This window comes from Enterococcus bulliens (genome assembly GCF_053761865.1).
The window spans coordinates 1-10,640 of sequence record NZ_JBSMXK010000037.1 but is presented as its reverse complement, the minus strand read 5'-3'; the positions used below and the strand labels follow the sequence as shown (position 1 = coordinate 10,640).

Here is a 10,640-nt window from a genome sequence, read left to right as displayed (position 1 = left end):
CTTATTGGTGGAAATTGTGTAAATAATTTTAAGCAATTAGATTCTATGATAAAAATTATCAAAACGGAAAAAGAATATATACGATACAATAAGCTATTGAAATACAACTCAGATATTTATGATATTCTGATGACTGATTCTAAACTTTTACAGAAAACTGAAATTATTCTCCCTAAAGGTTATTATGATAGTTTTGATAAAAGGCAGAAGCAAGTAAAAAGATTACTAATGGATTATATACGGCGAGGGAAAAGTCCTAAGAAAAAAGAGATAGATAAGTTACTTTCACTTTATAGGTATGAACGCAGTAACCTAAAGCATTTTGTAAAACAAAATAACCAAAATACAGATTATGTTACAAGAAAAATAGCTAATGAAATAGAAAATAATCAAAATGATGATTACAAAGAGATTATTAATGAGGTAATGGAAAACAATGGCAAATTGTCTGCTGTTATCTCAATGAAAATAAAAGTTGTAGGCCATTTGAACAGAATTAAGCCTTTAATAAGTAATCAGCTTCCAAAAGAAATTACACTGGAACAAACTTCTTTCGGGATGTTTATTCTCTCAATAAAAAAGTTTAATGATAATTATATTTTTAAAGTAGATTCACCTTTTTTGCTAGAACTTTTTTATCGGAAAAAATTAAGAAAATTTGATGATGTTTTTTTAGAGAATTTAAGAAAATTTGATATTTTCGGTGTGAGAACTAAAGAAAAACTACTTATACTATCTGAAAGCTTTGTTACTTCTGATAATTTATTTCGACTAAAAGAGATTGACTATCGAAAGATTGTCTATAGGTATGATGATGACTTAACTGTAATAGAATTCAACGAAGTACTTAATAAGGTTGCATCGGTTTTAGAAAAATATACTATCTTTGAAAAAAAGTGGGATACAAACTTATATATTTATAGAAATACTACTTTAGAAGAAAAAGGAAAAGAGCTTTTATTTAGTCAGTTGGACAGAACCAAACAAAAAATAATTGATTCTTATGATAAAAAATTGGAGATTAAGGAGTTGTATGACTGGATTTTACAAGCGATTGAATAAAAAATATGCCGTTATCTTTTAAAAATTACTTGAAAAAGAGTGTGCCCATATAGAGAACAGGCTTGCATAAGTAGAAAAAAATATTAATTTAGTTATTAGAAGGTTGTGAATAAGTTCATGGATAGACAGTATTATAAACAAGTAGTTTCAAATCAACACCAATCGCAATTAAAAGTAGGTTCTGATAAAAAATTAATGAGCGATATCTCGTTCAGACATTATAAATTGACCAAGCAAGTAGAAAACATGAAGATGAAAGATGGAATAAAATGGTGTTATGGATATTCAAACTATATCAATCATCAAGGAATACCCAATTTACAAGGTATTCAGCGACAAAAATTTCAAAGAGGACAAATAGTTTTTGTTGATTTTTTCGGAGGGTTTGGTGAAGAATTAACTTTTGACCACAATGCTGTAGTATTGCAAGCAGGGATTACAGGATTAGTAGTCGCTCCGATAACCTCAGCTCCTAGATATTATCAAGATATAAACAATCCGTTGTTAGTCCAAATAAAACAAAAAATTAGTAATCAAGGTAATTTATTGTATAATTCTACTATTAGAATAGACCAACTAAGATATATAAGCCGTAGCAGAATATTGAGAAGACATGGACTGATATCTGATGGAACAAAGTTAGACGAAATATCTTTAAAAATATCTCAGTATCTTACTCCTTTTCTATTGAAACAAATGGAAAATGATATAGTAAGAACTAAACAAAAAGCTAAAGAAGATATAGAACAATTAAATGAAGAAATCAAAATTTTGAAAGAAGAAAACGCCCGATTAAAAGGATTAAATAGAAGTACTGAAGTAGATTTTTAAGTTTGAGGCTTGACAAAATATATTTTGAGAAATACAATGAGTATGTGATTAAGAATTAATCACATACAAATAATAATATTTTTCGGTGCATCAATCTATTTTTGATGGGACCCTTACACGGATGAAGTGTAAAAGATTTTTTATCCCTTGTGCTTTTTAGCATAAGGGATTTATTTTTGTTCTACAAATTTGCAACCTCCAAATTATGATGCTATAAAGGTCCTTAAAAGGGATACTTTTATAATTAGTATCCATCACCAATCCTATTCTATCAATCTTTCATTTTTGATTTATAGGGAGATGGATACTTTTATATTTAAATACACTATAAGTATCCATAAATAGTGCATCTTAGGGAGGTAATTTATGGGACAAAAAATGATTAATGTCAAACCGATAAAAAATAAGGAAACGCTAATTCAATTTGGAAAAGAATTACAAAAGGGCAAACACGGAAAAAGAGATTATTTGATTATGGCAATTGGAATAAAGACAGGGTTACGGATTTCAGATATACTTAATTTAAAGGTTTCTGACGTGAAAAATAAAACACAAACAGAAATTATTGAACAAAAAACAGGAAAAAGAAGAACGTTGCATTTAAACAGATTGACCGTATCTATTATTGAATATTTAAATGAAGAACATGATTCTCAATCAGAATGGTTGTTTCCAAGTCCTTCAGATAGAAGTAAACCCTTGGCAAGTCATCAATATTACAAAATCATGCAAAAAGTAGCTGATAGTATGGGGTTAGATTATATTGGCACACATACACTAAGAAAGACTTTTTCTTATTTCTTTCTAAAGCATAATCGAGGAGATATTGTAACATTAATGAAAATTTTAAACCACAGTAGCCAAGCAGTAACTTTAAGATATGCTGGTATTGAAGAAGACGATATCAAAGCGAAATTAGAAGATTTTGACCCATTTAAGTAAATAAACCACAATCAATTAAGATTGTGGTTTTTGCTTGTCTTTTTTTAATTGAGCAGTATTGTACTTTTCCTTATTTAAATAACTTTGAAAATACAAGTTATCTGCATTATCATACTCAGTTTTATTATCAGAAATATAAATGGCATCTTTAGAATTTTTGTGTAAGGTTAAATAATAGAAGAAATCAATTACAGAATAAATTGCTCGTAATGTATATTGATTATTTTCTTTCACAAAATAACCAAGGGTATTAGAATCATTCAGATAAATCAAAATATCATCCCGGATGAGTGTGATATTATTTTCCAAGTTTCTAAATGAGACATCTGCTAAGCTAGATTGTATGGTAGGGATAAATTCTTTAGTTGGAATAGCTAATATATCAACAGTTTCTATAGAAGTTGTATAGTAGCGTTTTTGTAGCATATCTGAAAAAGAAGATACTTTAATTGGCAATTTAGTCAATTCGTTGACGATGAACTGACTAAAATACTTTCTATTTTCTTCAGAAGTTAATTGATTGTATCGTTTATTTGCAAGTTTTTTTATAGCTTCATCATTTTTATAGTTATATTTACCTGAAGTAAATACTGAAAGATAGAGCTGTTTGTTTTTATCTAGTGAATTAATCACTTGAATTTTATTGGTATATAAGCCAATAGAAACCAAATTTTGAACAACCATTGCCTGCAAATCTAAATCCTTCATATTTTTTAAGGCATATTTATCAACATAATAAAAATGTTTATTTAATTTTCCTTTAGAAATGATTTTGTTCTTTTTTAGAGTTTTTAATCGTGATTCTAAGCTGATGCGATTGCATTGCAAGAGCTTAATCAAGGTATTTTCATATATTCCGTTTGAATTAATTATGATGTCTACTAATTCCTCAGAATCAATAGCCCGATTGTTTACAAAAAGTGTGTTCATATACACTCCCTCCTATTGTGATATCTATTATATTTTTTTTAAGTATCCCTTCTCGAAACTATCCATAAGTAACCCCACACTCATAACTATCCATTCTCATTTCTATCCATCATTTAGTGATTGTATTTGTATAGAAAATTTTTCTATTTCTTGCTTAGGTAGCTGTTTTGAAAAACTCATGGAGGTTTCCATTGCGATTTTTCCGAATTCACATCAAAATTGGCATAGTTTTCAAAAAGTTATCACAAAAGTTCTCATTTTGTTATCATCTATTTTTTTGGAAAAACCTCTTTTTTAGGGTTGATGGAGGGTTTAGGTAGGGTATGAAAATTAATAAATGTAAGGATTATGAAGGGGTTCATAATTTAAAAGTATCCCTGATTTACAAAAGTATCCATCTCATAACTATCCCTTTTCATAACTATCCAACTCTATTTTATCATCTAAAAGTAGGGGATGGAAATTTGAACGTTGTCTATAAATCAACTTGACTATAAAAAAAGTGTGTGATAAAAAAATATCGCTCATTGAATGAGCGATAAGAAAATAAATAGGTCGAAAGTAGTCTAGTTTACATTGTAATATGAACCGTCTGACATTCTTATTGCTTGAGGTAGAATGCCTGTCCATCCATTCGTTTCAACAGAAGAAAAACTTGAATTTCCAAATGTGCCATTCATCAATAATTGTTTGAAACCTTTAGGTAATGTTAATGTTCCTGTGAAATTAGCATTAGAAAAAGCTTGACTTCCAATAGATGTGATTTTTTTTAAATCTAAAGTTCCACTAAAATTACTGTTTGTGAAAGCACTATCTCCAATAGAAGTCAGCGTATCAGGTGCAGTAAACGTTCCTGAGAAGGAAGATTGAACAAATGCACCATCTCCAATAGTAACTAGATATTTTGGTAAGGAGAGCATTCCGTTAAACTTTGCTCCTGAAAATAAACCAAAGTTTATTGAATAGATTACTTTTCCGTCTACTTTATCGGGTAAATTTAAAGTGATTATTGATAAGTTACTTCCATCTCTAAAATCTGACATTTCTTCTGTTGGAGATGAGCCAACTATTCTCCAACCAATACCATCATCATACAACCTTAAATACAATTGGTCATTTACTTTTACATAAGTTGTGTTTCCTTCTGTTTTATAAGATTTCAAGTCTGATTCTGAGCTTAAACTGGTTTCTGCTTGTGTAAGCCCATCGGCAAAAATAGTGGTTAGTGAACCTTTTAAATTATCTCCAAACAATAAATAAACAATATATACGAAAATACCGAATATAATAATTGCAACGACTATGAATAGTCCTTGACTTGTTCCGTTTGTCATTGATAAAAATTCCTCCTTTTTGTTTTTTAATACATATGTTATTATAGCATCTTAAAGAACTGATATGAATTTTTTAATACGTTATAAATGTTGATACATAGGTTCTTATGTGTTTTTTCGTTTAAAAAAATAAGAAATAATAGAAAAGTAAAGTGACGATTTATTTGCTAGACAATTGTTATTTTTTATGTGATAATAAAACTACCTTGACAAGAACCATTTGAATAGCCTCTATGGTTTTAAATGATTTTTTCATTTACCCTGTCTATTTCCCAGTAGTCAGGGTATTTTTGTATTTAAAAAGAAATTATTAAACTAAGGAAAAGAAAGGAGGAGACCTCGCATGAGAAATAAAACGATTGGCTATATTCGCACTAGCAAAAATACGCAGGACTTAGGACTAGAAGTGCAGAGAAAGGCATTGGAAAAGTTTGAACCTGATGAATTATTTTCTGAGCAGATTAGTGGAAGAAAGGAACATCGAACAGAACTTGACAAAGCATTGAAACGTTTAGAAAAAGGAGATACCTTAATAATTTATAATTTAGCTCGGTTAAGCAGGTCATCTAGGCAATTGGTAAATCTTATGTCTGAACTGAATGAGAAAGAGATATATCTGAAAAGTATTCAAGAATCCATTGATACCAGAACAGCGAGCGGACGACTATTCTTCACCGTTTTAGCAGGTATAGCAGAATTTGAAGCAGAAAGTATTAGTTTACGAACAAAAGAGGCGTTAGCTAACTCGGATAAACAGTTGGGTAGACCACCGATTAAGAAAAATAAACGCAAAAGAATTATTGTTTTGTATCAAGAAAATCAGCTATCTTTGAAAGAAATTGCAGTAAAATGTGCAGTATCCGAAAAAACTGTTTATAACATTGCTAAAAAAGCAGGCTTATCCCGAAAATGAGACTTGTCATTTCAATGGACAAACGATAGAATTTAGTAGTATAAGTTGGTAATTAACTGGCAATAAATCAACGTTTTTTACCGACACTGCATAAAAAAATAAAATACATAAAAAAGACGATTGTATCAGTATTTCTAGAGTTGATATGGTGGTCTTATTTTGTTGTGGCAAAAACGTTGATTTATTACCTCGTTAGAATTTATTGAAAGGGTTGATTTTATGGCTTTAAAAGATGGGATAAAAATAATCATTCAAGATGTAACTGAACCAGAAACTGAAAAAGAGGGTTGCTTAACAAAAATTGGAAGTTTTATTGTTGCAATGGTTGTAATTATTGGATTATTGAACCTATTATTTAGATTTCTAATGAATCATCCACTCGTTTTGATAATGGCTATAGCGGTTATCGTATTTTTCGTCGTTCAAGCAAGTAAAAAATAAGGAAGTGTTAGAAATGAATTATTGCAGTCAGTGTGGAGAGAAGTTAGCGAAAGATTCGAATTTTTGTGAAAAATGTGGCAAGAGCGTGAAAGGCGAACAAATTGTTAGGCAGTTTGAAACTCAATTAAATATTTTTCGATTGAATCAAAGGAAAGTTAGCCGCTTTATTAGTTTTATCAAAAATAATTTGATTGTTCTATTTACTTTTATAGTGATTACTATGCTTATCCTAACAATTAAACCCATTTTGGGGTGGATGTTTTTTGTTGTGTCTATTATTTTTGGTTATTGGTATGCAAATAGTAAGAACAGTTCAGAACATCTATTGAATAAAAAGATGAAAGAAAAGGTTATGATGCTTGATAAGCAGGAAATAAAAGAGTTTACAAATGGTTTGCTTCAAACAGCTACTCAAAATCTTACGGTTAGAAATGAACATATAGAACAATCATCAAATAATAGAAATGACGTTTTGGAAGATAAAAATGAATACCATAACGAATCAGCTAGAATGAACTCTAGCTGGATTGTTTCATTAATCGGCATAATATTCTATTATACAGGCGTATTCTTAGCACCAATACTTCATGGTGAGATTAATGGTTTGGGGTATGGGTTAGATTCTACTATTACTTTGTATGACTATCTAACGTTGCTCTCGAAGATGGATGGTGGCTATCAGTTTTTATTAATTGTTATTCTGATACTTCCGATTGTTTCATTTGTTCTGTTGTTTATTAATCATATAGTTAGTAAGTTTATTCAAATTTTATTACTTGTAGTAAATGGATTATTTTTGTTTAAAATAATTTCTGAAATAAAAACTTATTCAGTTTCTTCAGAGTATTTTGATATAAGCAGTTCAAATTCTGTCGGATTTGGGATTTTATTAGTAGGGATGGGCATTATTATGATGATAGTAACAACTATATGGAAAGTGACTAAGGAGTAAGACAAATGAACTTTTGTAGTAAATGTGGAGAAAAATTAGTAGATAATCATTGCCCGAAATGTAAAGGAAATACATCAAAAAGGTTTTTTAATAAAAAATCTGTGTTAGTTAGTTTATCTGGTATTATTATCATTTGTTGCAGTTTCTGGCTTTATAAAAACCATGTAGAAAGCGAATTTATTGATAATTACAATAATCTATATTCTGATAGTACAAAGTCGGTTCCAAATATGGATTTAGATGAGCAAAAAGTAAAGAAAATGGAGAAAAGTCTTTGGGCAGTATCGGGAGATAAATTAGAGTATAAAAGACAATTGGCTGATGTAAGAGAAAAAGTGAATGTTAGGGATAAAGTCAATCAACTATTTGACGAACCTATTCCAGATAATTTCGATTCTACGTATTTGACCATTAATTCAGATACTCGTATAGAAACACCTGAAATTGAAGGAGATGACACCTTTTCTAAAGGATTGCGTTCAATCGTTAATTATTATAACCGACAATTTGATATGCTTGAAAGTGTGGAAGAAACAATCAATAGTTGGAATATTGCCTTGATTGATTTGACGGATATTGACACATTAGAAAACTCTATTCAAAGCATCAATGATACAAAATTAAATGATAAAGCTAATGAATTGGCTAGAGATATCGTGACGATTAAAACGGATTTTGAAGATTATTTTAATCAGCATGTTGGCTGGCATTTTAATCTTTCAGATAATAAATTAGGTGATATCTATCACTTTAATTATCCTGAAAATCAATTAAGTTGGGGTGCTTTTCAAGGAAGTGGCATGGATGGGTATATGAATTCAGTAAAGTATGATATGAAAAACAAAGTCTATTATATTGTCACACCACTTATCAGCATGGCTAAGACAGTTTACGATACCACAATTACGCCTATCACCCTAATAGACAAAGATACGATTTCTATTAATAATCAAATAGCCATGTATGACCCTGAACATGTTGAAGCATATAACGTATTCCAAAATAAGCCAAGTGCGAAAGTAGATGCAATGAAAAAAATAGCATTTGATACATCAGCGATTGAAATAGCTTCTAAAGATGATGCGACAATCTATTTCAGCAAGTTTAAAGATTCGATAGGGCTTCCAGAGAAAGTTTCTTATGAATTTCTTTCTGAAGAAAAGGAAATGTATGAATTTAATATACGTATTAATTCTGAAGGTAGTGAAGAAGTTACAAATCGAGCAGGAACAGCAATTGTCTATCAAAATGGTTACATGACTTATAAGAAAGCAGATTAATTAAAAAGAAGGATAGAGATAATTTGAATCAGTTGTCAATAAAAAAATATGTGAAAAATAAAGTAAAGCGAACGTTTATGAGAGCCAACGTAACCATTCCTAAGATTGTTTTAAATAAATTGGCAAATGAATTATATAGTCAATTTGAAAAACTATCTGATAAGCAGCAGGAAAAATTGATATTTTCCGAGGATTTAGTGATTAAATTGTGGAATATGCACATGAATAAAATGAATACAGAATTATTAGAAGAGATATGAATAAAATCATATCTCTTTTTTTATTCAAAAATTATCTCAAAATTACCATCAAAAACCACTTAAAAAATGACCCTTAAAAAAGCCTTATTTATTAAGGGTTTTATACTTGTTGACAAAATTAATAGATTGCTGTTACATCAACGTTTTAAAGCACTATTTTTCAAAAAACACCCCTCAGACTTCAATAAAATTTTTTTGTGGGGAATTATCCACTTCATGTTCAATTTAAGGTGTTTTTTTGTATATAGAATTGAGGATAATTAAATAAAACGTTGATAAATCAATGTTTTTAATTAGTTTGGTTCTTTCTAAAGTTAGTAAGTTAAAAGAAGGGGCTTTTTGTCTAAAAATAAATGATACATTATCTTTACTTCAGTTTCAAATGATGGTATGGTACATCCGTGATTAATAATTTAATTTTATATGGAGGAGTATGACATGGAGAAAGAAATAGGTAAATATGAAGATTTAGAGCAAGTTCAGCAAAAAATAAAAGAATGGCTGATGGTATTAGATAAAGTTTATTATGTAAAAATGACAATGATTGCTAAAGCGATTGGTATTCACGCCCAAAACTTACATAATTTTAGAAAAAATAAAAGAGGCTTGAGTGAAGAAAAAACGTTTTTGTTGGAAAAGTATCTGGTGCTAAAATATGGAAAATTATTGGATTTAGAGGAGGCAGATTATGCGGTTATATTTAAGTAGTATTGAAAATACAGAAAAACCTAAAAATATCCTAGTTAAAGCTATTTCAGCAACTATTTTAGAAGAATTAGTAGATATTTCTATGGAAGAATTTGCCAAAGAACTAACAGAGAATGGAAAAACAGCAGTGTTAGCAGAATTGACAGAACCTAAATTATCTAAACAAACAGCAATTATCGGACAAGAATTAGTTATGCTTGATTTTGATAATAAAGATATGAACAATATCTATACGATTGATGATTTAGAAGCAGATGAATTTATGTTAGACAATGCCTGCTTTATCTATCGAACATTTAGTGATAGAAATTCAGAAGTAGATAAATTTAGAGTAGTTTTTCGATTAGATAGGGTGGTTACTTCAACTAAAGAGATAGAAGCAATTTATCAATCCTTATTTAAAAAATATCCACAAGCAGATTCATCTGTTGGACAAACCAGTAGACTATTTTTTGGAAGTAATAGTGGCTATGAAGTGATTGATTGGGATAATAGATTGGATACTACAAAATTAGTAGAGTTAAGAAATACAGATATTTCTAAAGAGGTCAAAGCTATAAGTGGTGAAATGATTGATGATTCTATACCGAATTATTAATTATTAAAATTAGGTAGATTTGATATTGTGAAAGAGAAGTTAGGGGATAATTATAAACAAGAATTTCCTGATGATTATAATGCAATGAACTATTTTAAATCATTAGACATGAGAGAGTTTCTTGAATTATCTGAAGAAAATCCATTTTTTGATATTTTCCATAAAGAAGATAATCCTAGTGCAAGTGTGTTTTATGCTGAAGAACATGGCATTTATTTATATAAGTGCTTTTCTGACAGTAATAAGTATTGTGGGAATATTATCTCTTTATTGGAGCGTTATTTAAAAATATCTTCAATCGAAGTAGTTAATTTATTAGTAGAACTTACTGGCTCGACTGTAACAAATACTTCACAACTAGGTCAAAGTAAATTTAATGCTCAAAAATT

11 protein-coding genes and 1 pseudogene are annotated in these 10,640 nt (G+C 29.4%); 10 read left to right on the top strand and 2 right to left on the bottom strand.

Features of this window, described 5'->3' with window-relative positions; genetic code table 11:
* The 3 genes from ACWOEC_RS11685 to ACWOEC_RS11675 form a co-directional block, all read left to right on the top strand.
* Positions 1–1,062 (top strand): hypothetical protein (locus ACWOEC_RS11685; RefSeq protein WP_455308372.1); only part of this gene is annotated, 1,062 nt, incomplete at its 5' end.
* A 117-nt stretch (positions 1,063–1,179) separates the two neighbouring features.
* Positions 1,180–1,893 carry a type II toxin-antitoxin system PemK/MazF family toxin gene (locus ACWOEC_RS11680; protein WP_104870473.1) on the top strand — a complete coding sequence of 238 codons (714 nt, stop codon included), beginning with the start codon at positions 1,180–1,182 and terminating at the stop codon, positions 1,891–1,893.
* Between the two features lie 366 nt (positions 1,894–2,259).
* Complete coding sequence (locus ACWOEC_RS11675; RefSeq protein WP_192423908.1) at positions 2,260–2,835, top strand: tyrosine-type recombinase/integrase; 576 nt, start codon at positions 2,260–2,262, stop codon at positions 2,833–2,835.
* Positions 2,836–2,850: 15 nt separating this feature from the next.
* Here the strand turns inward: ACWOEC_RS11675 and ACWOEC_RS11670 are convergent, their stop codons facing one another.
* Together ACWOEC_RS11670 and ACWOEC_RS11665 are read right to left on the bottom strand one after the other, a co-directional pair.
* Positions 2,851–3,765 carry a hypothetical protein gene (locus ACWOEC_RS11670; protein WP_455308369.1) on the bottom strand — a complete coding sequence of 305 codons (915 nt, stop codon included), beginning with the start codon at positions 3,763–3,765 and terminating at the stop codon, positions 2,851–2,853.
* Positions 3,766–4,331: 566 nt separating this feature from the next.
* Positions 4,332–5,099 carry a leucine-rich repeat protein gene (locus tag ACWOEC_RS11665; protein WP_455308367.1) on the bottom strand — a complete coding sequence of 256 codons (768 nt, stop codon included), beginning with the start codon at positions 5,097–5,099 and terminating at the stop codon, positions 4,332–4,334.
* 343 nt (positions 5,100–5,442) lie between these two features.
* Between ACWOEC_RS11665 and ACWOEC_RS11660 the strand changes: the two genes are divergently transcribed.
* The 7 genes and pseudogenes from ACWOEC_RS11660 to ACWOEC_RS11630 form a co-directional block, all read left to right on the top strand.
* Entirely contained in the window at positions 5,443–6,012 is a 570-nt protein-coding gene (locus ACWOEC_RS11660; RefSeq protein WP_455308365.1) for a recombinase family protein, read from the top strand.
* A 219-nt stretch (positions 6,013–6,231) separates the two neighbouring features.
* Complete coding sequence (locus tag ACWOEC_RS11655; protein ID WP_007208443.1) at positions 6,232–6,453, top strand: hypothetical protein; 222 nt, start codon at positions 6,232–6,234, stop codon at positions 6,451–6,453.
* 13 nt (positions 6,454–6,466) lie between these two features.
* Positions 6,467–7,405, top strand: a complete 939-nt coding sequence (locus ACWOEC_RS11650) for a zinc-ribbon domain-containing protein (RefSeq protein WP_455308362.1) — start codon at positions 6,467–6,469, stop codon at positions 7,403–7,405.
* A 5-nt stretch (positions 7,406–7,410) separates the two neighbouring features.
* Positions 7,411–8,685, top strand: a complete 1,275-nt coding sequence (locus ACWOEC_RS11645) for a zinc ribbon domain-containing protein (RefSeq protein WP_455308360.1) — start codon at positions 7,411–7,413, stop codon at positions 8,683–8,685.
* Between the two features lie 23 nt (positions 8,686–8,708).
* On the top strand, positions 8,709–8,945 hold the full coding sequence (locus tag ACWOEC_RS11640; RefSeq protein WP_040366727.1) for a hypothetical protein: 237 nt from the start codon (positions 8,709–8,711) through the stop codon (positions 8,943–8,945).
* Positions 8,946–9,383: 438 nt separating this feature from the next.
* The gene (locus ACWOEC_RS11635; RefSeq protein ID WP_077275888.1) at positions 9,384–9,653 is read left to right on the top strand and encodes a hypothetical protein; all 270 of its coding nucleotides are present in this window, start codon (positions 9,384–9,386) and stop codon (positions 9,651–9,653) included.
* Positions 9,634–10,640: pseudogene (locus ACWOEC_RS11630) on the top strand (hypothetical protein); the annotation flags it as partial. The gene ACWOEC_RS11635 and the pseudogene ACWOEC_RS11630, both read left to right, overlap by 20 nt.

What these genes read in the sequence shown, in the direction of transcription:
- ACWOEC_RS11665 (WP_455308367.1), bottom strand. Translation starts at nt 5,099, where the DNA reads ATGACAAACGGAACAAGTCAAGGACTATTCATAGTCGTTGCAATTATT.
- ACWOEC_RS11680 (WP_104870473.1), top strand. Translation starts at nt 1,180, where the DNA reads ATGGATAGACAGTATTATAAACAAGTAGTTTCAAATCAACACCAATCG.
- ACWOEC_RS11635 (WP_077275888.1), top strand. Translation starts at nt 9,384, where the DNA reads ATGGAGAAAGAAATAGGTAAATATGAAGATTTAGAGCAAGTTCAGCAA.
- ACWOEC_RS11650 (WP_455308362.1), top strand. Translation starts at nt 6,467, where the DNA reads ATGAATTATTGCAGTCAGTGTGGAGAGAAGTTAGCGAAAGATTCGAAT.
- ACWOEC_RS11655 (WP_007208443.1), top strand. Translation starts at nt 6,232, where the DNA reads ATGGCTTTAAAAGATGGGATAAAAATAATCATTCAAGATGTAACTGAA.
- ACWOEC_RS11660 (WP_455308365.1), top strand. Translation starts at nt 5,443, where the DNA reads ATGAGAAATAAAACGATTGGCTATATTCGCACTAGCAAAAATACGCAG.
- ACWOEC_RS11675 (WP_192423908.1), top strand. Translation starts at nt 2,260, where the DNA reads ATGGGACAAAAAATGATTAATGTCAAACCGATAAAAAATAAGGAAACG.
- ACWOEC_RS11670 (WP_455308369.1), bottom strand. Translation starts at nt 3,765, where the DNA reads ATGAACACACTTTTTGTAAACAATCGGGCTATTGATTCTGAGGAATTA.
- ACWOEC_RS11645 (WP_455308360.1), top strand. Translation starts at nt 7,411, where the DNA reads ATGAACTTTTGTAGTAAATGTGGAGAAAAATTAGTAGATAATCATTGC.